Source organism: Corynebacterium uropygiale, from assembly GCF_021568315.1.
In the GTDB taxonomy this organism is placed as follows: domain Bacteria; phylum Actinomycetota; class Actinomycetes; order Mycobacteriales; family Mycobacteriaceae; genus Corynebacterium; species Corynebacterium uropygiale.
This window is the reverse complement of record NZ_JAKGSI010000005.1, coordinates 146,237-173,067: the sequence shown is the minus strand read 5'-3', so window position 1 is coordinate 173,067 and position 26,831 is coordinate 146,237. Positions and strand designations below refer to the sequence as shown.

At 65.5% G+C, this 26,831-nt stretch carries 23 protein-coding genes; 9 read left to right on the top strand and 14 right to left on the bottom strand.

From position 1 onward, the window contains the following. Positions 1-8: 8 nt before the first annotated feature. Entirely contained in the window at positions 9-656 is a 648-nt protein-coding gene (locus L1O03_RS10315; RefSeq protein WP_236119692.1) for a DUF3558 family protein, read from the top strand. Next, on the top strand, positions 646-2,256 hold the full coding sequence (locus tag L1O03_RS10310) for a hypothetical protein (protein WP_236119690.1): 1,611 nt from the start codon (positions 646-648) through the stop codon (positions 2,254-2,256). Before L1O03_RS10315 ends, L1O03_RS10310 begins: the two co-directional genes overlap by 11 nt. Positions 2,257-2,295: 39 nt before the next feature. Here L1O03_RS10310 and L1O03_RS10305 read toward each other — a convergent pair whose 3' ends face one another. Genes L1O03_RS10305 through L1O03_RS10290 form a run of 4 tightly spaced genes read right to left on the bottom strand, consistent with a single transcriptional unit; the run spans position 2,296 to position 6,894 of the window. Then, on the bottom strand, positions 2,296-3,234 hold the full coding sequence (locus L1O03_RS10305; RefSeq protein ID WP_236119688.1) for a hypothetical protein: 939 nt from the start codon (positions 3,232-3,234) through the stop codon (positions 2,296-2,298). A 33-nt stretch (positions 3,235-3,267) separates the two neighbouring features. Next, a complete protein-coding gene (locus L1O03_RS10300; protein ID WP_236119687.1) occupies positions 3,268-4,248 on the bottom strand; it encodes an NAD(P)-dependent oxidoreductase in 981 nt (326 codons plus the stop codon). A gap of 17 nt (positions 4,249-4,265) precedes the next feature. Next, positions 4,266-5,879 (bottom strand): amidohydrolase, encoded by a 1,614-nt coding sequence (locus L1O03_RS10295; protein ID WP_236119686.1) that lies wholly within the window; start codon positions 5,877-5,879, stop codon positions 4,266-4,268. A 58-nt stretch (positions 5,880-5,937) separates the two neighbouring features. After that, positions 5,938-6,894 carry an AEC family transporter gene (locus L1O03_RS10290; RefSeq protein WP_236119685.1) on the bottom strand — a complete coding sequence of 319 codons (957 nt, stop codon included), beginning with the start codon at positions 6,892-6,894 and terminating at the stop codon, positions 5,938-5,940. Between the two features lie 109 nt (positions 6,895-7,003). Between L1O03_RS10290 and L1O03_RS10285 the strand changes: the two genes are divergently transcribed. Continuing rightward, the gene (locus L1O03_RS10285; protein WP_236119684.1) at positions 7,004-8,074 is read left to right on the top strand and encodes an Lrp/AsnC family transcriptional regulator; all 1,071 of its coding nucleotides are present in this window, start codon (positions 7,004-7,006) and stop codon (positions 8,072-8,074) included. Here the strand turns inward: L1O03_RS10285 and lepA are convergent. Beyond that, the gene (gene lepA / locus L1O03_RS10280; RefSeq protein WP_236119683.1) at positions 8,071-9,918 is read right to left on the bottom strand and encodes a translation elongation factor 4; all 1,848 of its coding nucleotides are present in this window, start codon (positions 9,916-9,918) and stop codon (positions 8,071-8,073) included. The two genes, L1O03_RS10285 and lepA, sit on opposite strands and share 4 nt — an antisense overlap. Before the next feature lie 96 nt (positions 9,919-10,014). Between lepA and L1O03_RS10275 the strand changes: the two genes are divergently transcribed. Both L1O03_RS10275 and rpsT read left to right on the top strand, forming a co-directional pair. Then, on the top strand, positions 10,015-10,578 hold the full coding sequence (locus L1O03_RS10275) for a type II toxin-antitoxin system PemK/MazF family toxin (RefSeq protein ID WP_236119682.1): 564 nt from the start codon (positions 10,015-10,017) through the stop codon (positions 10,576-10,578). Between the two features lie 177 nt (positions 10,579-10,755). After that, a complete protein-coding gene (gene rpsT, locus L1O03_RS10270) occupies positions 10,756-11,022 on the top strand; it encodes a 30S ribosomal protein S20 (protein WP_236119681.1) in 267 nt (88 codons plus the stop codon). On the opposite strand, the gene L1O03_RS10265 is transcribed toward rpsT, so the two are convergent. Next, on the bottom strand, positions 11,019-12,257 hold the full coding sequence (locus tag L1O03_RS10265) for an acid phosphatase (RefSeq protein WP_236119680.1): 1,239 nt from the start codon (positions 12,255-12,257) through the stop codon (positions 11,019-11,021). The genes rpsT and L1O03_RS10265 overlap by 4 nt on opposite strands. A gap of 363 nt (positions 12,258-12,620) precedes the next feature. Between L1O03_RS10265 and L1O03_RS10260 the strand changes: the two genes are divergently transcribed. Further along, positions 12,621-14,249 (top strand): alkaline phosphatase D family protein, encoded by a 1,629-nt coding sequence (locus L1O03_RS10260; RefSeq protein WP_236119679.1) that lies wholly within the window; start codon positions 12,621-12,623, stop codon positions 14,247-14,249. A 6-nt stretch (positions 14,250-14,255) separates the two neighbouring features. Here the strand turns inward: L1O03_RS10260 and L1O03_RS10255 are convergent, their stop codons facing one another. The 8 genes from L1O03_RS10255 to nadD all read right to left on the bottom strand — a co-directional run bounded on the left by L1O03_RS10255 (position 14,256) and on the right by nadD (position 21,027). Beyond that, entirely contained in the window at positions 14,256-14,729 is a 474-nt protein-coding gene (locus L1O03_RS10255; RefSeq protein WP_236119678.1) for an ankyrin repeat domain-containing protein, read from the bottom strand. 48 nt (positions 14,730-14,777) lie between these two features. Beyond that, positions 14,778-15,746 (bottom strand): DNA polymerase III subunit delta, encoded by a 969-nt coding sequence (gene holA / locus L1O03_RS10250; RefSeq protein ID WP_236119677.1) that lies wholly within the window; start codon positions 15,744-15,746, stop codon positions 14,778-14,780. A 19-nt stretch (positions 15,747-15,765) separates the two neighbouring features. Then, positions 15,766-17,430, bottom strand: coding sequence for a ComEC/Rec2 family competence protein (locus tag L1O03_RS10245; RefSeq protein ID WP_236119676.1), 1,665 nt, complete (start codon positions 17,428-17,430; stop codon positions 15,766-15,768). A gap of 1 nt (position 17,431) precedes the next feature. Further along, positions 17,432-18,256 carry a ComEA family DNA-binding protein gene (locus tag L1O03_RS10240; protein ID WP_236119675.1) on the bottom strand — a complete coding sequence of 275 codons (825 nt, stop codon included), beginning with the start codon at positions 18,254-18,256 and terminating at the stop codon, positions 17,432-17,434. A gap of 83 nt (positions 18,257-18,339) precedes the next feature. Further along, a complete protein-coding gene (locus L1O03_RS10235) occupies positions 18,340-19,161 on the bottom strand; it encodes a DegV family protein (RefSeq protein ID WP_236119674.1) in 822 nt (273 codons plus the stop codon). Beyond that, positions 19,162-19,866: a histidine phosphatase family protein gene (locus L1O03_RS10230; RefSeq protein ID WP_236119673.1), complete on the bottom strand. Its 705-nt coding sequence runs from the start codon at positions 19,864-19,866 to the stop codon at positions 19,162-19,164. It lies immediately after the preceding gene. 14 nt (positions 19,867-19,880) lie between these two features. After that, the gene (gene rsfS / locus L1O03_RS10225) at positions 19,881-20,348 is read right to left on the bottom strand and encodes a ribosome silencing factor (RefSeq protein WP_236119672.1); all 468 of its coding nucleotides are present in this window, start codon (positions 20,346-20,348) and stop codon (positions 19,881-19,883) included. Positions 20,349-20,394: 46 nt separating this feature from the next. Then, the gene (gene nadD / locus L1O03_RS10220) at positions 20,395-21,027 is read right to left on the bottom strand and encodes a nicotinate-nucleotide adenylyltransferase (RefSeq protein WP_236119671.1); all 633 of its coding nucleotides are present in this window, start codon (positions 21,025-21,027) and stop codon (positions 20,395-20,397) included. Positions 21,028-21,225: 198 nt separating this feature from the next. Here nadD and L1O03_RS10215 point away from each other — a divergent pair, with 198 nt between their 5' ends. The 3 genes from L1O03_RS10215 (at position 21,226) to L1O03_RS10205 (ending at position 26,824) form a co-directional block, all read left to right on the top strand. Then, positions 21,226-24,075: an FAD-binding and (Fe-S)-binding domain-containing protein gene (locus tag L1O03_RS10215; protein ID WP_236119670.1), complete on the top strand. Its 2,850-nt coding sequence runs from the start codon at positions 21,226-21,228 to the stop codon at positions 24,073-24,075. A gap of 205 nt (positions 24,076-24,280) precedes the next feature. Continuing rightward, positions 24,281-25,867, top strand: a complete 1,587-nt coding sequence (locus L1O03_RS10210; RefSeq protein WP_236119669.1) for an FAD-binding oxidoreductase — start codon at positions 24,281-24,283, stop codon at positions 25,865-25,867. Between the two features lie 18 nt (positions 25,868-25,885). Next, a complete protein-coding gene (locus L1O03_RS10205) occupies positions 25,886-26,824 on the top strand; it encodes a diacylglycerol kinase (protein WP_236119668.1) in 939 nt (312 codons plus the stop codon). Positions 26,825-26,831 lie beyond the last annotated feature (7 nt).

The window sequence follows — 26,831 nt, the reverse complement described above, 5'->3', positions numbered from 1 at the left end:
CCCCGACAGTGACTTCGGAGCTCTCACCCCCACGCCTCACCGTCCTCCTCTTCTCCCTGCTCACCACCGGCGCTCTGTGCACGGGCTGCACTCAACCCACCGAGCAGGCGAGCGAACACGCTGCTGCGGATACCCCCGCCTCCACAAGCAGCAGCCCCACGATCCACCCGTCCGCCCTGGACCCGAACCGCCCCTTCCCCATCGGCGACTTCGACAGCACCGACCCCAACTTCCGACCACGGGACATCTGCGCCGAGATCACGGATGAGATGGCTGCAGAAATCGGATTGGGTCCGAGTATCACTAGAGACTTAGCATCACAGAATCAGTATGTGCACCATTGCTCCTTCAAATCTCCATATGAGGACACTTTCGCCCTCTATCTTGTTTCCTCGGACGCTTTCCCGAAGGAGAATGTCGAGAAGACAACACGCATCATAGATGATTCATTTTTCACCGACATCCCTGATATTTATACTTTTGTAATGCCGCAAAATACCGGCGATTGCCACGCAGGGATGAGCACCAAAGAAGGAAGGCTAGGTGTTTTATATTCGGAACCCGACAGTTCAAACACCCAGGAACGCCTCTGCAGTGAAGCTGCCGGAACACTAAGGAAACTCTACTTATCTCTCGGAGGGGTACATGAATATTAATATAAATAGTCGATCACTCAAGCAATCTGCCTCGAATATCAGAGATCTTGTATATCGGATCCAAGCTGAGATCAACTCATCCGAAATCCACAACACTCTCGCGGCATATTCTTTGGTCTCAGGCCTCGACCAACTCGCGGCCAACCATTCGAGCGCCCTGAGTGGACCGTCTAACTCCGCTGCGCAAGCCTTGAAAGAATACAGCGACCAGTTGCAATGGGTATCTGGCACGCTTCTCCAAACCGTCGCGGCCTACGGTGACCAGGAGATTTTCAACACCAGGGGTATAGGTCTCGCCGATATCCACGGTGTGAGGATCAACCGTAAGGAATACCTGAAACCCCAACCCATGCCCACCATCGCTCCGTTTGCATTCGGTACGCCGGTGGTTGCCCCATCACCGAAGCTCGAGCTTCTTGCCCATCAATTCCACGCAACCAACCCGGCACAGGTCGAGCTGACAGCGCAGTCGTGGCGTACGTTGGGGTCACATATTCAAGAAGTCGTTGCTGAGCTCGGCAGAATCAGTAGTGCCATGACGTCCTCGAATGAGGGTGAGGTCATTAATAAGGCCGCAGAAAAGCTTCAGCAGCTCAGTGCCTCGGGACAGAATTTCGTCGCTAATGCAGCGGCGATGTCGGCGTCAGTTTCCGCGCTCAACGCTATTCACGCCGCCGGTATGGAGATGGTTCATGCCATGCAGGCTGTGGTGGCCGCGAATAGTACTGATCCTGCACGGGCTGCCATTATTGAGCAGTCTCTCCTGCAATCATTCCCTTCGCTGTTTACGCCGCAGGTGTTGACCGGAGTCCCCGTCATTCGGCACCTCATGGAAATTCCACCAGCTACTGGTGCCGGCGGCAGCGTCACCATGGGAATGAACTCGGAGGGCTCAACACAACGGCCAAACATTGCTGCTGTCGTACCGCCCGGGCAGATGGCTGAACACCTCGCCCGGGCGGTGGAAGATCACACGGGCTTCAGCCTGCAGCGCCCCGGCGCAGCCGACTTCCCAGCCCACTCGCTGGCACAGATCGGCACGCAGGCTGCGCAAGCAATCCCCGGTGCTCTGCAGGCATCCGGGCTCCACCACGGCATCGGCGCCCCGACGACCCAGCCCGCTACACTGTCCCCCACAGGTTTACACGGTGCCTCACACACCGGGCTGGGGACGCCGGGCGGGTACGCCTCGCTCGGGGCACACGGATTGTCCGGCTCAGGTGCTTCGCACGGTGGAATGCACTCGCGCTTCGGTGGGCTGGGAAGCCTCGGAGCCACTGGGATGAGCCCCCTTGGCGCAGGCGCAACCAGCAGCCTCAATGGCCTCGGGAATGCGGGGGCAGGCTCTGCCCGCGGGAGCATGGGTGGTCTGACTGGATTTGGGTCCGGTGGCTCGTCGTCGGGAACACAGTCCAGCGGGATGCGAGAAAACACCATGATGTCCGGGCATGGGGGCGCTGGCTCGGCGGCCGGACAGCGACGCAAGGGCCGGGTGAAGACGGTGACGAGCGCCGTCGAGAGGGAGGGGAACCTTCTCGACCTCCTGGGGCCGCGGCCCAAGGTTGTCCCTCGTGTCATCGGAGATTGGGTGCGCGGCTAAGGAGCCGCCACTCAGCGCCCACCCGGGTAGCCCTCCCCGCTAGTTGCCGGGGAGGGATGCCTGGCCCGGCTGCCAATAGCCGAGCATGAGGTCCTCGACGTCATGGGCGGCGTCCAGCAGGCGGTCCCAGTCAAAACGCAGCTCCGCTGGGCGCTCCGGGTCAAAGAACCACTGGGAGAACAAGGAGGTACAGGGTTCCTCGACGGCGCCCACGCGCAGCAACGCCAGCTGCGCCGCGCCCTGGCCCGTCGCATGCCACCGCGGATCCTGGAACAATCCGGCGTTCGGGCGGAACTCCGCCACCGGATCAGACAACCACATCCGCGGCACCAACTCGCCCTCCATAATGCGCACCGTACAAATCACGGCCTCGTCCATGAACCGGCGAGTACCCACAAACTCGGGATTCACCTCAACGCTGTACCAGCAATTCTCCAAGGAGAGATTCTGCGGAGCCATCACGCCCAAAGCGCAATTGTCACCGTGGACTTTCACAATGCTCGGCGCGCCCTGCAAATCAGGGGACTCGCCGCCGTCGACAACAATGATCCCGATCCGCGCCACATTCGCCACAAGTGGCCACAAATCCTGCTGCTCAGGTGCCAAGAGGTGGCGATAATGGGCGCGCAGATTGCTCCCCGCCGTCGTGCGCACAGGGAGCCGCTGGTACTGGACCTCGCGGGCCTGTGCGAGAGTATCCGGGTCTGCGCCGGAGACATTCGAGCTATCGGCGTACTCCTCCCCATCCCACTGCACAGTCACCGCATCGGGACGCAGCGCGCAACCATAGAGATTCCACTCATCGACGGGAAGCACCACCGGATGATCCGGCTCAGGGCCCTCGGCCAGCGCGCCCGTGAGGCCGGCGAGCAGCGGATGCACCCCCACCATCCGGCTCGCACGATCAAAGAGACGGCGCTCGCGCGTCCACCGCTCCTGCGCCGTCGGGCACACCTCAATCAGAGCATTGACATCCACGGGCTCCACTGTAGCCGCAGCTCACCTTCTCATTCAGCAGAGCTCCCCGGCCACCGGCCGGCCCTCATGGAAAGCGAGGACGTTGCCCAAGCCGCGTTCCACAGTCTGCTCGACGACCTCCCTCGTGAGATACGCCAAATGCGGGGACAGCACCACGTTCGGCATGGAGCGCAGCTGGGCCAACGCCGCATGATTGATCGGAGCCGCCGAATGATCCTGGAAGTACAGGCCCTCCTCACCCTCCAGGACATCGAGCCCAGCGCCACCCAGATGGCCGCTCACCAGGGCATCCGCCAACGCCTGCGAATCCACCAGCGGCCCGCGAGCACAATTAATCACAATCGCCCCCGGCTTCATCCGCGCGATCGACTCCGCGCCGATAACGTGACGGTTCTCCTCAGTGAGCGCCGCGTGGAGAGAGACAATATCGCTGCGTTCCAGCAGCTCATCGAGCTCCACATAGGTGAGAAGGTCACCAATGTCCTCCCGCGGATACGGGTCAACCGCCAGAATCTCGCAGCCAAAACCAGACAGGCATCGGGCCACCGTGAGTCCAATACTTCCCGCCCCCACAATTCCCACGGTCTTGCCATGCAATTCCTGACCCTCGAGGTTATCCGCCCGGAAATCCTGGGCATCAAACTTCCGCATCATCTGGCGCGAATTCCGGGACACCATGAGCATGAGCAAGACCGCATATTCCGCAACAGAATGAGGCGAATAGGCGATATTCGCCGCCTTCATACCGGCCGCGCGGGTGGCGTCGAGATCAATATTGTCAAAGCCGATGGACCTCGTGCAGACATAGCGGCACCCCGCCGCCTTCGCCGCGCGGATAATCTCCGCGTCCACGGCCCCACCCGATACAGAGAGGGCATCGACAGCAGCGTCCTCAAAATCCTCAACGCGTGGAGCACGCTCAAAGATGCTGAGCTCCCAGTCGGGGTGTTCACTTTCCCACCGCTCATAGAACGGCGTTTCTCCGCGGGTGGCGTCATACACCGCAATACGCATTGTGTTTTCTCCTTGTCTTAGTTGTGTGAGTGCTGCGCGGCCGTATCGGCCGAAAATGTTTCATGACCGCCGGCCACGGTCAGCCACGAGCTCAGGGAGTGGAGCTCAGTGGGCTCGACGGCAAAGGGATCCGCAGTGAGCACGGCGAAGTCCGCCCACTTGCCGGGCTCAAGAGTCCCCTTCTCATGCTCCTCATGGTTGTAATACGAGGCATAGGCGGTGTAGGTGAGCAGCGCCTCATAGACGCTCACCGCCTGGGCGGCAGCCTGCGGAATGTCGGATCCCACCGCCCGGCGGGTCACTGCCCCCTCAATGCCCACCCAGGGGTTGACCGTGGCCACCGGGGCGTCGGAGCCGCACTGCACGATGACCCCGCGGTCCAGCATGTCCCGGATGGGGAACAGCCGGTTGTGGCGCTCCGAGCCCTCCGGGCCCAGGCGGTCATGGCTGAAGCTCTCAAAGTTCACCCACCAATTGGGAGAAAGCTGCGGATAGACCGGGAGGCCCTCGATTTTCTCGTAGAAGTCCCGGGGCGGAATGGTGCAATGAGCGAGGTAGAGGCGCCGCGCATCGCCGATCGCCGGGTCATAGGACTTCCGGAAGGCGTCAAGGACCATGTCAATGGCGCGGTCCCCAATAGCGTGGATGCAAAGCTCATGCCCTTCCTGGTAGCGGCGTCGGACAATGTCATCGAGCTCCTCCTGGGTGAACGAGGGCTCGCCACACGTCGAGGGATCATCAGAATAGGGCTCCCACAAATATGCGGTACGGCCGCCGACGCCCCCATCCGAGAGGTATTTCACCGGACCAATCTTCAACCACTCGTTGCCGAACCCGGAGACAATTCCCCGGTCATTCGCAGAATCCGGGTACCAGGTGAATCCTAAACGCATGAGCGGGCCGTGAATCCGGAGAATCTCCTGGTACAAACGCGCACCCTCCGGATTATCCTCCTGGTAGACCTGAAGGGTCGTCAGACCATAGCCCGCGAGCTCACGCAGATAGGCGCTCATCGCGGTGATATTCGACTCCAGCGATGGCTGCGGAATATGCGGCTGTACATATTGCGGATAGGCCTGATCGCGGATGACGCCCGTCGGGCGATTCCCCTCCCCGCGGGCAATCTGGCCACGAATTTCTTCCTCGAAGTTCTCATCGATCCCGCAGGCTTCCAGCGCCGCCGAATTGAGGGAATGGAAGTGGTGGCAAAACGAGCCCGCAATGATGGGAACATCGGTGGGCACGCGGTCAAGAACTTCACGCGGCGGGTAGGCCCCCTCCGCCAGTTTTGCCATGTTCATGTTCTCCGCGGTAAACCACAGGCCCTCCGGAACGTCCTCACAGTGCGCGGAGAGAAGGTCAACGACATCGTCCCAGCTCCGAGCAGACGACAGATCCACCCTCTGGTGGGTGAGCATGTCCAGGTAGAGGTGCATGTGCGTATCTTCCAGGCCCGGGATCGCGGCCCGGCCGCCCAGGTCCACCACCCTGCGGGCCTCGTAGCGGTTGAGTTCCTCCGCCGTGCCCGTCGCGACGATCCGGCCGTTGAGCACGCCAAGTGCCTCGACGGTCTCGCCCTCCGAGCGCATGGTGTAGAAGCGGCCGTTGGTGTAGATGGAATCAAGAATCATGGGAACTCCTTCAGTGGTGAGGATGGGAATGAGCGAAGTGTGAGGCGCATGGCGAGGCCTAGCCCGCCCCCGCCGGCCCGAGAACCGCGGACGACACCGCAATGACAATGGGCAACGAGATGAGCATGAAGAGGTAGGAGGCGGTGACGGCCGTCGAGACAAACTTCACGTTGAGGCGATAGGTGTTCGCGAAGATGACGTTGAGGGTGGCGCAGGGCATCGCGAGGAGGAAGACGACGACGCGCTCGACGTCCCCGGGCAGCGGGAGCACCGCAAAGAGCGCGATGCAGAGGAAGGGGATCGCGAGGAGACGGATCGCGGGGATGATGAACGCCCACTTGTCGCGGATGAGCTCGCTGAAGGACATGGAGGCGATCGCGAAACTGATGATGAAGAGGGAGAGCGGGGTCATCATAGAGCCCACGGCGTCGAAGGCTTTGAGGATGACCTCCGCCACGGTGGTCTCGTGCCAGCGCCAATAGGGCTGGAGGAAATAGAAGACCATCATGATGTACGTGGCCACCATGTTGGTGTTAATGAAGAGGCCCTTGGCGTTAATGCTCTTTTCTCCCGAGAGGATGATCCGCATGAGGGAGAACATGCAGAGATTCCACGCGATATTCAGGGAGATGGCGTAGATGAGGCCCGTCGATCCATAGAGCTGCTGGGCCAGCGGGATACCAATAAATCCGACATTTCCAAAGACGTTGAGAGAGGCGAAGAGGCCCTCGGATTTATCGGGCAGGGTGATCCGTCGGGCCACGCGGAGAAGCAGAAGCGGCGCCAGAATGTAATAAGCGATAGAGATCCCAAAAACGATGAAGAATCCCTTCGCCACCGAGGGGTCATACGGTGAGCCTGCGGACGCCAGAATGGTGACGGGGAGGACGCCTTGGACGAGGAGGGTGGACATTCCGACGTTGAGGGTGGGGGTAATGACCCCCGCCTTCGACAGCGTGAAACCCACCGCCAAGATGAGGAACACCATGATGAGGAGAGGGAGTGTCGAGGCCATGGTCACTCCTATCTAGTCATATGTGAGGTGGACGTTTCCTCCGGAGCCTATGTGTGCTGCACCACTATACTGTTCGCAATGGCTGATCCCCGCGAATTAAGGAGAGCCCTTGGCGGAAAGCACCACATCCACTCAGCAGATTGGCGTCTTAGACCAGAAGCGCCGCAGCCTCCTCGCCTGTCTCCGCCGCGCCCCGCGCATGAGCTGGACGGATGTGGAGCGGGTCAGCGCAATCCCTGCCTCCACCGCGCGCAGGTGGTGGCGGGAGATGAACGAGGAGGGCATCGCCAGGCTGGGCGTCGAGCTCTATCATCCGGCGGCGCAGCACTCGCTCAGTTTCGTCAGCCTGCGCATCGAGCCCGCCCTGCGGGAGGACGTCTTTCGGGCTTTGCAGCGGCTGCGTAGCGTCGTGTTCATCGAGGACCTTCTCACCGTGACCGACGCCGTCTGTCAGGTCTTGAGCTCCTCCCTCCCGGAGCTCGAGCGGCGCATTCTGCCGCACATCCGCGCGATTCCCGGCGTGCGGAAGGTCACCGTCCTCGTGGCCTCGGCCATCCATACAACCGGCGCACTCTGGCAGGACGCCATCCTTGAGCCCGAGACCATCGCGCGCTGCCAGCGCATCCACTCGCTCGCCTATCCGCGCCGCTCCCCCGCACCCCTCAGCCCCCTCCAGCGGCGGGCGATCAGCGAGCTCGCCTTCGACGCCCGCCTCAGCGCCGCGGATCTCGGCTCCCGCCTGGGCATCAGCAGCGCGCGGGCGGGGCGCCTCATCCAATCGCTCTTCGGCCGCGATGACGTGCGCTTTCGCATCGGCATGTCCCCCGCAGCGCTGGGCTACCCTCTCATGGCCACCTACTATTGCGACGTCCACCCGGAGTCGCGCGCCGCGCTCATCGAGGCAGCAACGACCATCGCGCGGGCCCGGCTTGTCGCCTCCCTCATCGGCCGGCCCTCAGCGGTCTTCGCCTGCTACGCCACCGATGTGCAGGACATCGACAGAATCCACGCAGCGATGAGCGCCGCCGTCCCGGAGGCCCGCATCGGGGAGGTGGCCATTTCCACCCGGCGGCGCAAAGATCACGGGTGGATCTTCGATAGCACCGACCGCATCATTGGTTTCGACGGCGGACCCGAATGGCCTGAGAAATTCCCCGGGAATGGGGGCGGGGCGGTTTAGTCGGCGTCCGTGGAGAGCGCCGCCACGAAAGCCTCCTGCGGCACGGAGACCGAACCGATGGACTTCATGCGCTTCTTTCCGGCCTTCTGCTTCTCCAAGAGCTTGCGCTTACGTGAAATATCGCCGCCATAACACTTGGAGAGGACGTCCTTACGCAGAGCGCGAATATTCTCACGCGCAATAATCTTGGATCCAATGGCCGCCTGCACCGGAACCTCAAATTGCTGGCGGGGGATAAGCTCCTTGAGCTTCACCGTCATCTTGTTTCCGTAGTGCTGGGCGTGATCCTTATGGACGATGGCGCTAAAGGCGTCCACCGGATCGCCCTGGAGGAGAATATCCACCTTCACCAGGTCGGCCAGCTGCTCGCCGGCATCCTCATAGTTGAGGGAGGCATAGCCCTTCGTCCGGGACTTCAGCATGTCGAAGAAATCGAAAATGATCTCACCGAGCGGCATAATGTAGCGCAATTCCACGCGGTCCTCGGAGAGATAATCCATCCCCTTCATCTGTCCACGCTTGGATTGGCAGAGTTCCATCGTGGGGCCCACGAAATCCGCTGGCACGATCACTGTCATCGAGACGATCGGCTCGTAGACCTCGCGCAGCTTCCCGCCTGGCCAGTCGGAGGGGTTATGGACCACCGTCTCCGTGCCGTCCTCGGCGATCACCCGGTAGTTCACCGACGGAGCCGTCGAGATGAGATCGAGATCGAACTCGCGCTGCAGGCGGTCGCGGGTGATCTCCATGTGGAGCAGGCCGAGGAAGCCGCAGCGGAAGCCGAAGCCCAAGGCCACGGAGGTCTCCGGCTCATAGGACAGCGAGGCGTCGTTGAGCTGCAGCTTCTCCAGCGCGTCGCGGAGATCCGGGAAGTCCGCCTGGGAGATCGGGAAGAGGCCGGAGTACACCATGGGCTTGGGCTCCTCGTAGCCCTTGAGGGGGCGCTCGGCGCCGCCCTTCGCCCAGGTCACCGTGTCCCCCACCTTGGTTTCGCGGACATCCTTCACGCCGGTGATGAGGTAGCCGACCTCGCCGGGGCCCAGGCCCTGGCAGGGTTTCGGCGTCGGACTCACAACACCGATCTCGAGGATGTCGTAGTCGACGCCCGTCGCCATCATCGTCACGCGCTGGCGAGGCTTCAGGGTGCCGTCCATGACGCGGACGTACGTCACCACGCCGCGGTAGGTGTCATAGACCGAGTCGAAGATCATGGCGCGGGCCGGCGCCTCCGGGCCGTACTCGGAGCTCGGCGGGGGCACGAGCTCACAGATCTTGTCGAGGAGCTCCGGGACCCCCTCACCCGTCTTCCCGGACACCCGCAGCACATCCTCCGGCTCGCAGCCGATGATGTTCGCGATCTCCAGGGCGTACTTCTCCGGATCGGCCGCCGGAAGGTCGATCTTGTTGAGGACCGGGATGATCTCCAGGTCATTCTCCATGGCCAGGTAGAGGTTCGCGAGCGTCTGGGCTTCGATGCCCTGGGCGGCGTCGACGAGGAGAATGGCACCCTCACAGGCCTCGAGGGCGCGGGAGACCTCATAGGTGAAGTCGACGTGACCAGGGGTGTCAATGAGGTGCATGACGATCTTCTCGCCCTGCGCCGCCCCCGAACGGGGCACCCACGGCAGGCGCACGTTCTGCGCCTTAATGGTGATCCCGCGCTCCCGCTCAATGTCCATGTTGTCCAGGTACTGATCGCGCATGTCACGCTCATCCACCACGTGCGTGAGCTGCAGAATGCGGTCAGCGAGGGTGGACTTCCCGTGGTCGATGTGAGCGATAATGCAGAAATTTCGGATCCGCGCGGGATCCGCAAAAGTCTGTTCCGCGTAATTCTCCGGCATAGGAATAACGAGGGCCCTTTCTTCGTCCAGTTCGATCCACTACCCTACCGCAGTAGGACACCACCACCAGCCTCAGCATAAGGACAGACTCTTCCGATGAGCACTCGACAGTCCGCCCCGCGACGCCAGCGACGCTGGAAAGAGAAACTCTCCAGCTTCTTCGACACTCCGCCTGCGCATCCCTTGGAGGCGGGGCTCGACCGGATCAACCAGCGGCTGGGGCTCCACGAGGGGCAGGAAGACACCGGCACCCACGCGGAGAGCGCGGTGAGCGTCGAGCGCACGGAGAATCTTGCGCGAAGCATCTACTACGCGCCGGACATGGACGGGCAGGCCGAGCCGGGGGAGATCGTGTGGATCTGGGTCCTCTGCGACGGCCCCTCGCAGCCGCCGAGGGAGCGGGCAATCCTCGTCATCGGGCGGACCCGGCACACCATCCTCGGCCTGCTCATCTCCCCCAACCCCGACCACGACTCCGAAGAAGAGTGGCTGGAGATCGGCAGCGGCCAGTGGGACACCTCGGGACGGCAGTGTTGGCTCCGGCTCGACCGCGTCCTGGAAGTCAGCGAGCTCGGGATCCGCCGCCAGGGGGCCGTTCTTCCTCGACGACGCTTCGAGCGCGTCGCCCAGCGGCTGCGCAAAGATTTCCAATGGGTATAGGGCTGTGCTAAGATTTCCGCCGTTGTTCATCTACTGATCCGCCTCCCGTCGAGCCGCCACCGCGCGCGGCGCAGGGCGATGGCCAGGACCTTGGGGTCATCGGGAACAGTGAGGACACACCCTCCCCGGTCCGCGGGTGGGGGCTGTTGACCAAGAAAGACTAAGAGGTTTTGCACGATGGCTAACATCAAGCAGCAGAAGAAGCGCGTCATCACCAACGAGAAGCGTCGTCAGCGCAACAAGGCGATCCGCTCCGCGGTGCGCACCGAGATCCGTAAGTTCCGCGAGGCCGTGGCCTCCGGCGACAAGGCTGCCGCCGAGGCTCAGCTGCGCGTCGCCTCCCGGAAGCTCGACAAGTCCGTGAGCAAGGGCGTCTTCCACCGCAACAACGCGGCGAACAAGAAGTCCAACATGGCTCGAGCCCTCCACAAGATGGAAGGCTAAGAATCCATCACCCGGACGCTTCCGTCGTCCAGGACCTCCACGTGAGCGCTCATGGCGCGGGCAAGATCAAGCCGCTGCCAGGAGCCAGCGGGGCCCTGATCATCGAGCGGAAGACCCGCAGGACCGGCGGTCTGTTCCAGAACAGACCGCCGTTGTTCGTATGTGAGCTCGGGGAAAGCGTTGATGAGGAGATCGGGGGCCGCCTGAGGGACGATCATCGGGGCATCCGTCGGCAGCACCGGATCAAAGCCATAGGACATGCGCTCGCTGTAGTGCTGCACCGCGTTGGCATCGTAGGGGGTATCGCGGGCCACGCAGTTCGCGAGGGTATCCCCGCACCGCCACTCCAGCTCTGAGCGGATCTCCTGCGCAGCGGCCTCGAGGTTCGCCCGCATCCGCGGATCATTCCACCGATCCGCGGCCGCCGCCGTGCCCGTCATCCGCCCGCCGATGACGTCGAGCGGATAGTGCACCCCGAGCACGAGGCGGTTGTAGCCAGCCTCGGACCCACGGGCGAGAAGCTGGGGTGCAAGCTCCGGCAGCATGGCGGCGAGGAACGTCGTCGTCCACGTGGCCTGGTTAGTGTGCCCCGAGGGGAAGGACTTGCTGTTCGGGTAGGTCTCCACCCCCGGCACCTCATAGCGCTGAATCCGATCCGGGTAGGCAATGAAGGGGCGGGGGTTGTTGTACATTTCCTTCTCGACGAAGGTGCTGCTGGCCAGCCCGCCAGCGCGCGCCGTCACACCGCCAAAGAGCATGACCGTCTTGGGCAGGCGATTCTCCCGCAGCGCGTCCCGCAGATGACCGCCGAGCTCCTGGCCGAAAGCATCCGTGAAGAGCCAGAGGACTCCCTCGTCCTCCGCGGTGGCGTCCTCGTGCGCGCGGTCGATGAGGGCGGGGTTCGCGGCGGCCTCGTGATTAATTCGGCTCACGGTGTCAATGTTGCGCTCCATGAGCTCCGGGTTATGTTCCCTCAGCTGAGGAAAAGAATCAATGACCGAATAATAGATCCCATACGGGTGCGAGCTGATATCCGACAAATACCAGCGATACTCCTCCGGCGGGAAAGCCTGGGGAACCGGCGCCCCATCGTGGAACACCGGCGGATGGAGGGCCGGAATATTCGCGATGATGTTCGGCGCGGCAGAGGCCGTCGGGAGAAGCCCCGCCGCGGGGAAGCTCGCCTGCTGGCCACCCGGGGCGAGGGCGCTCATCGCGAGAACGCTTGAGGCCATGAGCACCGCCCCACCTGCGCGAATGCCCCAGCGGCGCGCGCCTTCGCGCCAGCCCCGGGCGCGCCTCAACTTCAGTTCTTCGTTCCCCTGTGCGTTCACGAGCCCTCTTTCTCCCTTGGTGTCCCTGTCCTCAGTGATTCCGCGGCTACCGGCGCGGGCCCGGGAATCCCCGGGCATCCCCGGCGCGGTCGCGACGTTCTCACCCTAATGTGCCCAGTAAACACGAAGACAACGCGGAGGTAAAAAGCAGGCAACAAAGATGACGACAAAGAAAAGTCCCGTTAAAATCTTTGCCCCAGCCCAGCGCTCAGGTTGTTAGCATTTCAACCTGTTCCTAGCGTGAGATTTATGCTATCGAATCGTGTGAATCGCCGAACTTTCCTCGTTGGATCTGCCGCTACCCTCGCCGCCGGTCGTACCGCGACGGCGCTCGCCCAGGATGAGAACCCCGGCGCCCCCGCCCCCGCGGGCGAGGACGGCCCGGCCCCCGTCTTCTGCCACTCCGTCGCCTCCGGGGATCCCCTCCCCACCGCCGTCATCATCTGGACCCGCGTCACCCCCAGCCCCGACGCCGCCCCCGGCTCCGGGCTGGGCGAGCCCACCGATGTGCGCTGGGAGGTCCTCGCCGATGATGACAGCAACACCATCGTCGCCAGCGGCGACCTGCGCACCTCCCCCGAGCAGGACCACACCGTGAAGGTCGACGTCAAGGGACTCCAACCGGACACGCGCTACCGCTACCGCTTCCACGCACTCGGCCAAACCTCCCGCGAGGGGCGCACCCGCACCGCCCCCGCCCCCGGCGCGCCCAACGATCACGCACGGATCGCCGTCTGCTGCTGCGCGAACTACGAGGCCGGCTTCTTCCGTGGCTACCGCGAAATGGCAGACCGTGAGGACATCGACTACGTCCTGCACCTCGGGGACTACACCTACGAATACCCCACGGGCGGCTACCCCGGCCCGTTCCAGGAAACCGTCCGGACCGTCGCCCCGCCCAACCGGACCACCACGCTCACCGACTACCGCATCCGCCAGGGCCACTATCACCTGGACCCGGATCTTGCGGACATGCGGGCGTCGAAACCCCTCATCTCCGTGTGGGATGACCACGAGTTCGCCGACAACAACTGGCGCGACGGCGCCACCGGCAACACCATCCAGCCGGGGGATGACTACCAGGCGATGAAAGCGCAGGCCATGCAGGCTTACCAGGAGTGGATGCCCATCCGCGAGCTGCCGCTGCAGCGGACGGTGCGGTGGGGGTCGCTCATGGACATCATCATCCCGGACCTGCGCTCCTTCCGCGATAAGCAACTGCAGATGGGGACCTGGGATCCCAAGCAGAGCATGCTGGGAGGTGAGCAGTTCACCTGGTTCAGCAACGAGCTGAGAAACTCGGAGGCAACGTGGCGAGTTATCGGCAATGAGGTGATGTTCGCGCCCATGACCATTCCGCTCACCATGGATCCGAACATCCAGGCGTGGCTCACCGACAAGCTGGGGCTCCCGCCGCAGGGCATCCCCTACAACACCGACCAGTGGGACGGATACCAGGCGGAGCGGCAGCGCATCCTCGATCAGCTCGCCGAGGACGGCAAGGGCAACACCGTCTTCCTCACCGGCGATATCCACAGCTCCTGGGCCAACAGCCTCCTCGCGCGCGGGAGCAGCGGGGACACCGTCGCGACGGAGTTCGTCTCCCCCTCTATCTGCGCGGCGAGTCCCTTTGACACCATCGCGAAGAAGCGAGAGCTTGCCGAGCCGGTGCGCCAGGCCATCCGGGCTGCCGAGCGCACCCTCTGCCAGGCGGATTACTGGGTGAAGTGGGTGGACCTGGAGCACCACGGCTACCTGCTGGTGGACTTCACGCGGGATCGCGCCCTGGCAGAGTGGCGGCACGTGGACAACGCCCAGTCCCCCGACACGCCCTTCTACACGAACTTCGCGTTCCAGACCTTCCCGGGCCGCCCAGGCGTCTACTACCTCTAGCTAGAGCTAGTTCTCGCTCTCTTCACCTGCGTCCGGCCCCGCGGCGTGGAGGCGCTCGACGAGGTCAGGGCGCCCGAACATCTCGGCGCTCTGGAGGGCGGTCGGGTGCCCGGCCTGGGGGTCCGCACCGGCGTCGAGGAGGAGATCGATGACCGCGTCCTCCTTCTTGAAGATGGCCCCGGCCAGCGGGGACTGGCCGCGATCATTGAGGGCGTTGACGTCCGCGCCGTGGCGGATGAGCACCTCCAGGACGTCGGCATTGCCGTTGTAGGCGGCGAGCATGAGGAAGGTGTTGCCGTCCTGGTTCGCGAGGTCCGGGGGAAGCCCCTCGGCGAGGCATTCGTCCATCGTGCGGACGGCGTCGGGGCCGCCCTGGCGGCACAGGTCAAAGAGTTGGGTAGCGAATTCGCGCACGTCGTCGGGGATCTCGATGTCCTGGTCCTCGAACGGCTCGTCTGCTGGGTGCTGAACCTCTGTCATGGTGCCCCAGTGTATCGCGGCGCGGCCGGGCGAGGCGCCCCTCGAGCCCTAGCGGGAGGCCATGAGCGAGATCCTGCGCACCGCATCCTCGATAGCAAAGTCCGGGTCACCGCCCTGCCCCTTGACGTCGGCCTCGAGGTCCGCCACCAGGATGACGGCCCTACTGATGGAATCGCCATTCCAGCGGCGGGCGGCCTTGAGGGTTTTGTCAACGACGAACGGCGGCATGCCGAGCTCCCGGGCGAGCGCCTGGGCCGTGTTCCGTCCCCCGCGGGTGGAGTACACGCGGGCGAGGGCCCCCACCTTGGCGCTCAACGCCGCGGCCAGCGCCACCGGGGAGGTTCCCAGCTGCAGGGCCCGGCGCGTCGAGGCCACGGCGCGGGAGGTCTCACCGGCGCAGGCGGCATCGGCGATGTCGAAGCCGCTCACCTCCGCGACACCGGCGTAGTACTCGTGCACCTTATCCGCCGTGACCTGGCCGTTCGTGTCCGCCACGAGCTGGCTGACGGCGCTGGCAAGCTCGCGGAGATCCGAGCCCACCCCCTCGGCCACCGCGCGGCTGATGTCCGGGCTCACGCGCACCCCGTGGCGTCGAAACTCCTGGGTGACCCACCCCATGAGCTCGTGCTTCTTGATGGTGGGGGCCTCGTGGACCTCGGCGATCTTCTTGAGCTTCGTCGCCAGCGCCTGCGCGCGCCCCTTCCCCGAGTGCATGACGATGAGCCAGATCCCGGGGGCCACGTCCACGGCGGCGTTAAGCAGCAGCTCCGCGGGTTCCTTGCCGGCGCTCTGGGCCTCGGTGATGATGACGACGCGGTCCTCGCCAAAGAGCGAGGGGCTTAGCGCATCAATGAGGTCAGGCACCGTGATGTCCCCCGCCCGCATGCTCGTGATGGGGATCGAGTCCCCCTCGGGGCTCGTGCGGCGAATGTCCTCGATGATCTCGTGACGGACGCGTTCGGCGAGGAACTCCTCCTCCCCGAGGATGAGGTGGAGCGGCGCGGGTCGAGAACTCATAGCCACCATCGTGCCACAGCTAGAAGCGACCATCGGCGGCGTGTTGGGTCCCGTCCGCGTAGAGGGTGACCGGCCCATCCCGGGCGGGATAGAGCACCGGCACGCCATCCGAGGTGACCGTGGGCCGCGCCGAGCGCCTCCCCTCCCCGGACCTCACCACGATGACCTGCGTTCCCGCCGCGACACTGCCCACCTGCTCATCATTCTCGACGACGACCACCCGCAGCGCAGCGAGGTCCACGGGCTCCGGCCCCGGGCGCGGGAAGAAGACCCACGCGCCCCCAAGCAGCAGCACTCCCGCCACGCTCTTCCGGTAGCCGGCGGCGAGCGCCCACAGCAGCCAGCCATAGGCCACCATCACGATGCTCGCGCCGAGGAGGCCGTCGGGAACCTCGATGGTGGAGTGAGGAACCCCCTGGCACCAGGCGGCCACGCCGTGGATCCACTGGGCGGCGGGCTCGAGGAGCCAGAGAAGTGGGCGTTCCAGCCCCATCCCACACTGGGCAAGCAGCGCGGCGATGAGGCCGAGCACGGTGATGGGGGTGACCATCGGTGCGGCAAGGATGTTCGCGAGGACAGCGACGAGCGAGACCCTCCCGGTGACCAGGGCGATGATGGGCATGGTGACGACGTCCGCGGCGATCGCCACCGCCAGCGCGCTCAGCAGAATATGTGGGGCCCGAAGCCAGACGAGGTGGCGCAGAATGAGGGGGCTGAGCGCGACGATGCCCACCGTCGCGGAGACGGACAGTGCGAAGGCCGGGGAGACGGCCAGATCGGGGTCCCAGAGGAGAAGAGCGATGACCGCGAGGCAGACGCTGTGGAGGGGCTCCATGCGCGCGGAGCGAATGACCGCGATGAGCCCCACCAGCCCCATGACGGCCGCGCGAATGACGCTCGGCTCTGTCCCGACCAGCGCCACGAAGCCGAGGAGCCCGAGCGCCGCGGCGAGCGACTGGCCCACCGGGCCGCGCGCCGCCGCCCGCGCGAGCAGCACCATCGCGGTGGTGACGATGGCGACGTTCGATCCACTCACGGCGCTGAGGTGGGAGAGCCCGGTATCGATGTAGAGCTGCCGGGTGACCTGGTCCTGGAGGGAGGTATCACCCACGACCATCCCCGGAAGGAGCGCCGCGGCGTCGGGCTCCACCCGCGCGGAGACGGCATCGCGGAAGGTCTCCCGGGCATGGGCGGCCCAGGCCGCGCTCCCCTGGGCGGGCTGAGAGACATCGCAGGTCACCGCGTGGAGAAGGACCTCGCCCAGACCGGGGCGCGAGCTCTCCCCGACTGTCACCCTGGCGCTCACCCCGGCGCCCGGGACCATGCCGGTCGGCAGCTGCGTCGCCGCGCACATGAGCGGCACGCGGGAGGGATAGCCCGGAACGCTGACCTCGAGGAACCAGCCTCCCGTCTCCATGGGCCGGGGGCTGCTCGCGACCGTTGCGCTGAGTTGAGAGCCAAAGTGAAAGGCCTGGGCCGCGTGGAGCTGGACGCCCACGATGACGGCCGCCGCCACACCGCAGCCGCCCAGGAGGATCGCCTGCCCGGGCGCGCGGCAGGCAAGAGCGATCCCCAGCGCCGCACAGAGGATCCCCACGGCCACTCCCCAGTGGCCTCCGCAGAGGAGCGCGAGCATGACGGCCCAGGTGAGAAGGGCTGCGGGAAGGAGTCGGAGCTCGGACATCCTAGAGCCTCACATGATCCTTGATCGCGGCGAACTTCGCCGGGCCGATGCCCTTGACGTCCATGAGCTGCTCCACGCTCTGAAAACCGCCTAGGGAGTCCCGGTGCGCGATGATCGCCTCCGCGGTTTTCTGCCCCACCCCGGGGAGGGCAACAAGATCGGCCGCCGAGGCCGAGTTGAGCGCCACCATCCCTGATCCCGCTGCCGCGCCCCCACTGGCGCTGCCGGACGCTGAACCCGCTCCCCCTGCCCCCGCACCCGGCGCGCCCGCCGCGGAGGGGCCACCCGCACCCGCCGGTGGGAGCTCCTCCCCCGCGGCGGGGACGTAGAGCTGCTCACCGTCGCTGAGCTTCTGGGCCAGGTTAAGGGCATGAACCTGGGCATCCGGGTAGGGGGCGGCGTGCCGGAGGGCATCATCCACCCGCGCCCCGGGGGCGAGCGTCACGATCCCCGGGTGCTCCACCGCCCCAACCACGCTCACCACCAGCTCCGACCCCTCTTCCTGGGCATCGGAGCTCCCCGGGGTAGCCTGCGCGCTGCTCCTCGCGCTCGCACCGAGGCTCTCCGATGCCAGCACCGCCGGCAGTTCCGAGAGCGCGGAGGAGGCGAGCTCTGAGCTCTGGGTGTCCTGCCCGCCGCGCCACAGCAGCGCGCCCAGCAGGGCGAGTACGAGGAGCAAGAGGGCGCACAGACCCCCGATGGCCTGCGGGATGCTCACTCGCCACCGCGGCGTCGGGTAGCTGACGGCCATGAGCTCCTCCTCGCCGGTGGGCCGGAGGAGGTCGGCGAGGCGGTCTTTCACCCGCGGGCTCGTACTGCGCTTCATAGGCGCTCACTGTAGGAAGAGCCGCTCTATTCTGACAGGGCCGCTGCGCGGGGTTGTGGATAACCCCGGTTTTTAGTGACGCGTCACCGAGATCCTGGGGATAACTCCCCGGCGACCATGGACACACCCATGGCACCCTGCCCGCAGTGGACGGCGAGAGCCTCCGGCATGTCGACGACGAGCACGCTCGTCCCCTCCGGCATCACGGAGCGAAGGAGCTCCTCCAGCCGCTCAGCCCGATCACGCGCCCCCACATGTTGAATCGCGACGAAGGCCGGCGCCCCATGGGCCTCCTCCTGGACGAGCTCCGCCAGCTTCGCGCAGGCTTTGGTGGGGGTGCGCGTCTTGGCGACAACGCCCAGGCGGCCGTCGTCAAGAGCCATGATGGGGCGGGCCCCCAGCGCGGAGGAGAGCACGGCGGTGGTGGCGGAAACGCGCCCTGACCTGCGCAGGGAGTCGAGGGTGTGGAGGTAGACCCACGTGTGGGAGCGCGCCAGAGTGCTCGTGGCGATCTCCTCGCACTCCTCGAGGCTCGCCCCGTCGCGGGCGAGGCGGGCGGCGGCCATCGCGGCGGCGCCCGTGGCCATGCCCACGGAACTCGTCGGGATGACGCGAACGAGCCCGTCGAAGAGGGCGGCGGCCGTCGTCGCGGCCTCGAAAGTGGAGCTCAGCCCCGGGGGAAGGTGGAGGGCCACGACGCCCTCGTCCCCGCCGCGCTCGAGTTGACGCGCATAGCAGGCGGTGAGTTCGAGGGCGTTGAGGCCGGCCGTTCCCGCACCGCCGGCAGACTCTTTCTCCCCCTCGGGGGAAGGAAGAATATGCAGGTCAACGACCGTGATGTCAAGGGCCTTCACAATGTCCGCGGGCACCCCCGCCGAGGAGTCCACCACGATACGGACCGCCATCTAGATCACCCCGGCATTCCAGGCGTCGAGGTACCACTGCGCCTCCGGCATGACCCCCGTTGCGGCGCGCGCCTCCCGGAAGCTCACGGGGGCGTTGGGATTCTGGGGGTCAAAGACCGGCCGGGCAGCCAGCTGAGACCAGGACGTGTTCCTCAACCCCGAGAGCAGCGGATAATGCTCCACCGGCCAGCCGAGAAGGCGGGAGGTCAGGGCGGAAATCGTCCCGCCATGGGCGACGACGAGCACCGCGCTGCCATCCCACTCCTCATAGGACTCCATGAGCTCCTCGATAACCGGGCAGGCCCGGCGGCCCACCTCGACGCGCGACTCCCCGCCCGGCGGGGCCCACGTGGCGTCGTGCCGCCAGATCGCGCGGGCGCCGGGCTGCTCGACGTCGACGTCCGCAGTGCGCCGGGATTGCCACTCCCCCAGGTAGGTTTCGCGCAGTCGGGCGTCGGTTGCGACGGGAAGCCCCAGCTGGGCGGCGATGATCTCCGCGGTGGTGCGGGCGCGCGTGAGATCCGAGGCGAGGATCCGAGAGATCCGCAGCTCGGGCGAGTCCTTCATCCGGACGAAAAACTCCGCCGCCCGGCGCGCCTGGCGCCGCCCCTCCTCCGAGAGCTCGGTGTCCAGCTGGCCCTGCATGCGGCCCGTGGCGTTATAGGTGGTCTGCCCGTGGCGGAGCAGAATGAGACGGCGCGTCATCGACCCTTCCCTATCTACAGTTCCCCGGCGTCCGGTTCCTCGGCGATGAGGGGCAGGTCCTCCACGGACTCCGCGACGCGCGGATCAATCTCATCCCCCCACTGCCCGGGGCGCTCCGGCTCCGGCAGGCCCTCGATCTCGACGAGGGGGCAGTCCCGGTAGAGCCGGTCCAGGCCATAAAAGTCGCGCTCCTTGTCGCGCTGGACGTGGACCACGAGTCCGCCGTAGTCCAGCAGGACCCAGCGGTTCTCCCGGTTGCCCTCCCGGCGCAGCGGTTCCTTCCCTTCGGCGGTGAGGGCGTCCTCGACCTCGTCGACAATGGAACGGACCTGGCGCTCGTTGTCCGCGGAGCAGATGACAAACACGTCGCTGATGGCCATGACATCGGACACATCGATCGCGGCGATATTTCCAGCGTTCTTCTCATCCGCCGCGCGCGCGGCAATGCCCGCGAGGCGGATAGAATCCTGGGATGCAGTCACTCGATTCCTTACTCGTAAATAGTGCTTACTGACGTACGTTAGAACCCTACGATACCGTCTGTCCCCGATAGAGCCGCCGTTTGGCGATATATTGGACCACCCCATCGGGGACGAGGTACCACACGGGGCGCCCCTGCGCGGCCCGCGCGCGGCAATCCGTCGAGGAGATCGCCATCGCCGGGATGTCGACGAGCAGCACCCGCTCGCGGTGCACCTCCGGGATGATGTCCTTGTGGAGCTCGTAGCCCGGCCGGGTCACCCCAACGAAGCGCGCGAGAGCGAACATGTCCTCCCAGTCCCGCCAGGTGACGATACTGCGCAGCGCGTCGGCACCGGTGATGAAGAAGAGCTCCGCGCCCGGGTAGAGGGCCTGGATGTCGTGGAGCGTGTCAATCGTATAGGTCTCCCCGCCGCGGTCGATGTCTACGCGGGAAACCGAAAAGCGCGGGTTCGACGCCGTCGCGATGACCGTCATGAGATACCGATCCTCCGCGGGGGTGACCTCCCTGTCCGCCTTCTGCCACGGCTGCCCGGTGGGGACGAACACGACCTCGTCGAGGTCGAAACGATCAGCCACCTCACTCGCGGCCACGAGGTGGCCGTGGTGGATGGGGTCGAAGGTGCCTCCCATGACGCCGATGCGGCGGGGGGTGGGGGCGTCCTCGTGCGGCGTTCTCATGCGCTCATAGTGTACGCGGGGGTGTGGGCGACCCCGCCGTGGGGAGCGGCTGGCGAGGTCCCGTGGCCGTGGCGTGCGGAACGGGGTGGGCGTCGAGCCCCTCGTACCGCTTTCGCGCAGGTCCGCGCGCTCATGCGGGACTGCAATCTAAAGCTCACCTTCCTTGTTTGTTGCGCGGAACTGCCGAACAATAGAGGTATGACGACGCCCACACCAACCCTCCACCGCGATTCGCTCGAGCAGATCGCCGCCACCGTCGAGGACCCCACCCGCCTGCGCACCCGACTCATCGACCGCGTGGCCTACGCCTCCGACGCCTCCCACTACCTCAACACCCCGGATGCTGTGGTGATCGCCCGGGACGCCCAGGAGGTGGGCCGCCTCCTGCGTACCGCCCGCGACCAGGACATTCCCGTCACACTCCGCTCCGGCGGGACGAGCTTGTCTGGTCAAGCCTCGGGCTCCGGGCTCATGATCGACGTGCGCAAGAACTTCCGTCGCGTGGAGGTTCTCGACGACGGGGAGCGCGTCCGCGTCCAGCCCGGCGCCACCGTCCGCCAGGTCAACGCCGCGCTGGCGCCGTACCGGCGGAAGCTGGGCCCGGACCCGGCCAGTGAGTCCGCCTGCACGATCGGGGGCGTCATCGCGAACAACTCCTCCGGGATGGCCTGCGGAACGGAGCTCAACACCTACCGCACTCTCGAGTCCATGGTGCTGGTGCTCCCGAGCGGCACCGTGATCGACACGGGCTCCCCCACCGCGGACCGGGATCTCGCGGCGCAGGAGCCCGAGCTGGTGGACACGCTCACGCGCCTGCAGCGGCGGGTGCGCGGCAACGAGGAGTCCGTCGCCATCATTGAGCGGCACTTCTCCCTCAAGAACACGATGGGCTACGGGCTCAACTCCTTCCTCGACTTCGATAAGCCGGCGAAGCTCCTCGAGCACCTCATCATCGGCTCCGAGGGGACGCTTGGCTTTGTCGCGGAAGCCGTCTTCCGCACCGTGCCCATCTCCCCACTCACCGCGACGACCGTGGCCGTGTTCTCCGACCTCGACGCCGCAACGCGCGCCCTGCCGAGTCTTGTCCAGTCAGGAGCCGCCACGCTCGAGCTCATGGACTCCACCTCCATCACCGTGGGCCAGGAGCTCGGCAACGTGCCGGCCGCCATCACCGGCTTTGAGGTGAAGTCCCACGCGGCGCTCCTCATCGAGTACTACGCGGATCACGAGGACGAACTGCGCCGCACCATGACAGACGGCGACGCGCTCCTCACCGACCTTCCGCTCTTCTCCCCCGCCACGCTCTCCACCGACGCCGCCGCCCGCGCCCGGGCCTGGCACTTCCGCAAGGGGCTCTACGCGTCCGTCGCCGAGGCGCGGCCCGCCGGCACGACCGCCCTCCTCGAGGACGTCGTGGTGCCCGTCGAGTCCCTCGCGCCCGCCTGCGAGAGCCTCCAGGGGCTCTTTGATCGCTATGGGTACCAGGACTCCGTCATCTTCGGACACGCGAAGGACGGAAACATCCACTTCATGCTCACCGATCGCTTCGAGGGAAGCGAGGCCCTCGGGCGCTACGACTCCTTCAACGACCAGATGGTGGACATCATCCTCGCCGCCCACGGCAACCTCAAAGCCGAGCACGGCACCGGGCGCGCCATGGCCCCCTACGTGCGGCGCCAGTACGGCGACGAGCTCTACGACGTCATGGTGCAGCTCAAGAGCGCCTGCGACCCCACCTGGATGCTCAACCCCGGGGTCATCCTCGAAGAAACGCCCGGCGCCCACATGAGCAACATCAAGCTCATCGAACCCGTGGATGAGGAAACCAACCGCTGCGTCGAATGCGGCTACTGCGAGCCCGTCTGCCCCAGCCGCAACCTCACACTCACCCCGCGCCAGCGCATCGTGGTGCGCAGGGCCCAGGCTCGCGCCGAAGCCGCCGGCGATCACGAGACCGCCCGCGAACTCGCCTCCTCCTATACATACGACGGCATCGACACGTGCGCCGTCGACGGCATGTGCGTGACAGCCTGCCCCGTCGGCATCAACACGGGCGACCTTGTCCGGCGCCTGCGGCGCGACCGCCATGAGAACGCCCCCATCAAGTCGCGCGCCTGGGTCTCCGCGGCGCACAACTGGGGCGTGGCCAGCCGCACCGGCGCGATGGCTCTCACCTCCGCCGCGACGCTCCCCACCGAGCTCATCACCCGCGTCACGGACGTCGCGCGCTCCCTGGCGGGCTCGGATGTTGTCCCCCGCTACGCCGAGGGGATGCCCAAGGGCGGCCGCGAGCGGCGGCGCTGGGCTGGGGACGTCGGCGCGCCGCTGGCTCCCATCGTGGGTGTGTACCTCCCCGCCTGCGTGAACTCCATGTTTGGGGCGAGCAGCGGGGCTGGGGTGAGCGATGCCTTCGTCGAGCTCCTCACGCGCGCGGGCATGGCCGTGCGGGTGCCGGAGGACATCGAAGGCCTGTGCTGCGGAACGCCCTGGTCATCGAAGGGCTTCGCCGCCGGGCACGAGGTCATGGCGGAGAAGGTGCGTCGAGCGGTGCTCGAGCTCAGCGACGGCGGCGAGCTCCCCGTCATCAGCGACGCCGTGAGCTGCACGGAAGGCTTTGAGAAGATCCTCCGCGACAGCGGAATTCGGGTGGTGGACGCCGTGAGTTTCATTGCGGAGAATGTGCTCGACAAGCTGGAGATCACCCGTCCGCTGAAGCAGATCGTGCTGCACCCCACTTGTTCCTCCACCCATATGGGTGTGACAACCGACATGGAAAAGATCGCCTCCGCATGCGTCGGGCCGGAGGGAGAGGTCCACATCCCGAAGAACTGGGGCTGCTGTGCCTTCGCCGGAGACCGCGGAATGCTCCACCCGGAGCTCACCGCATCCGCCACGGAGGCCGAGGCTCGGGAGGTAGATCTGCTTCACAGTGCCCACGGCGATATGGCTCATGCCTCGTGTAATAGGACGTGTGAGCTTGGCATGAGTCGCGCGACCGGCGCAGAGTACCGACACATTGTGGAGTACCTCGCCGAAGCGACCGCCTAAATTTGCACACCTTTTCTCGCAAATCTGAGAAAATCCCGAGAAACGGCACCGCCTCCCGGTGCCGTTTTTCCGTTCCTTAGCCTTAGTAGCTACAGAAAACTAGCACGCCAGAGCCATAATTTTAACTGCTTTACACCTGTTGTAAATGTGTTACGCTGAGTCCATGAGCAAAGATCCCCACAGCAGCAAGCTTCCGCTTCCCCCTATGACAGCCACCTTATGGGGGACCCCGGAAGAGAAGAAAGAGCTCTCTCCGAGCATCCAGAAGATGCTGAAGAAGCTCCTCAACGCAAGCTCAGACAACGTTCAGCATCCCGCTGAGAACGAGATCAAGATCGCTGAGTCCCGTCTCGAAGAAGACGACCTCAACGCCCTCCGCTCCATCGTTGGGGCCGAGTACGTGAGCACCGAGCCGCTGCAGCGTCTGCGCCGCGCCCGCGGCAAGTCCTACCCGGACCTCATGGACATGCGTTCCGGCAAGACTCTCGACGCCCCGGATGCCGTCGTCGCCCCTGACACGGAGAAAGAGGTCCTCGAGATCCTGCGCCACTGCAGCGAGCGCAAGATCGCGGTCGTGCCCTTTGGTGGCGGCACGAGCGTCGTCGGCGGCGTGAACCCGGTGCGCGAGAACTTCCGCGCCCTCATCACCGTGGACCTGACCCGCTTCGACAAGCTCGAAGATGTGGACACCGTCTCGCTCGAGGCCACCCTCGGCGCCGGCCTCTCCGGCCCGCACGCTGAGATGCTCCTCGAGAAGCACGGCCTCCAGATCGGCCACTACCCGCAGTCCTTCCCGTACGCCTGCATCGGCGGCTACGCCGCCACCCGCTCCTCCGGGCAGTCCTCCGCGGGCTACGGCCGCTTCGACGAGATGGTCCGCAGCTTCACCATCGTGACCCCGCAGGGCATCATCCACGTCGGCCACAACGCTCCGAAGTCCGCCGCCGGCCCCGACCTGCGCGGCCTGTTCCTCGGCTCCGAGGGCACCTTCGGCATCATCACCCGCGTCCGCCTGCGCGTCCACAGGATCCCCGAGGTCAAGCGCTACGAGGCCTTCAGCTTCAAGGACTTCGAAGCGGGCGCCAACGCCGTGCGTCAGGTTGTCCAGACGGGCACCGGCCCCACGGTCATCCGCCTCTCCGACGAGATGGAGTCCAGCGTCAACCTGACCTCCACCGACTCCATCGGTGAGTCCGACGCCGACCAGCGTGGCTGCCTCTGCCTCACCATGTACGAAGGCACCGACGACCACACCCGCTCCCGCCACGAAGAGACCCGCAAGCTCCTGCTCTCCCTCGGAGGCAAGTCCCTCGGCGAGGGCCCGGTCCGCCAGTGGGAGAAGGGCCGCTTCGGCGCCCCGGTTCTCCGCGACGGCCTCCTCGACAACGGCGCTGTCTGCGAGACCCTCGAGACGGCCACCGACTGGTCCAACGTTCCGCGGCTGAAGAAGGCCGTCACCCAGACCATCGGCGACCACCTGGCCAAGACCGGCACCCCGGTCCTCATCATGTGCCACGTCTCCCACGTCTACAAGGGCGGCTGCTCCCTCTACTTCACGATCATCGCGGGCCAGGATTCCAAGGATCCCGAGACTCAGTGGTGGAACACCAAGAAGGCGGTGTGCCAGGCGATCGTCGACAACGGCGGTACCGTCTCGCACCACCACGCCGTTGGCCACGACCACCGCGACTACCTCCCCGAGGAGATCGGTGAAACCAACATCTCCGTGCTCTGCGCGGTGAAGAACCACCTCGACCCTGCCGGCATCCTCAACCCCGGCAAGCTTATCTAGGCCCAAGGAGTAATTTCCATGACCCCGAACCCCGAGGCCTATCCGCTCTCCACCGTTGAGATCAACCGGGTAGCCCTCCTCACCAATCCGAAGGCTGGCAAGGGCGGCGCATCGAAGGCCGCCGAGATCGCACGGCATACCCTCACCAAGACCGACGTCGACGTGGTGGGTATCTCCGGGTCCTCCGCCGAGGCTTCCAAGCGTCTCGCCGAAGAGATGATTGCCGACCCCGACATCGACGCCCTCGTCGTGTGCGGTGGCGACGGCCTCATCAACCTCGCCCTCCAGGCGCATGCCAACTCCGGTACCCCGATGGGTATCATCCCCGCCGGTACCGGCAACGACACTGCCCGGGCCCTCGGTATTCCGCTGGATCCTCGCCGCGCCGCGCTCACCGTCATCCGCGGTTTCACGACGACGTGTGACCTGGGCCAGCTCACCGACGCAGAGGGCAACCAGCGCTACTTCATGACGATCGCCTGCGCTGGCTTCGACTCTCTCGTCTCCGACCGTGCGAACACCCTCGTGTGGCCGCACGGCAAGGCTCGGTACAACCTGGCGATGGCCGTGGAGTTCAGCAAGTTCCACTCCATCCCCACCCGGATCACCCTGGATGATTCCACCGTGATCGATGACGACGTCACGCTCTGCGCCATCGGAAACACCAGCACCTATGGCGGCGGCATGCGGGTCTGCCCGCACGCTGACCACCACGATGGCCTCTTCGACATCACCGTCATCCACCGGATCAACCGTCGCAAGGCGGCCCGGAACGTCTCCCGGTTCTTCACCGGAGAGTTCGAGGGCTTCCCTGAGGCCACGATTCACCGTGCGCACTCGGTTGAAATCCACATGCCCGGCATCAACGTCTATGCCGATGGCGACTTCATGTTCCCCTCCCCCGTCACGGCGACCGTCGCCACGGCTGCTGGACGGATCATCGTTCCTCGCCCCTAGGAGTTCC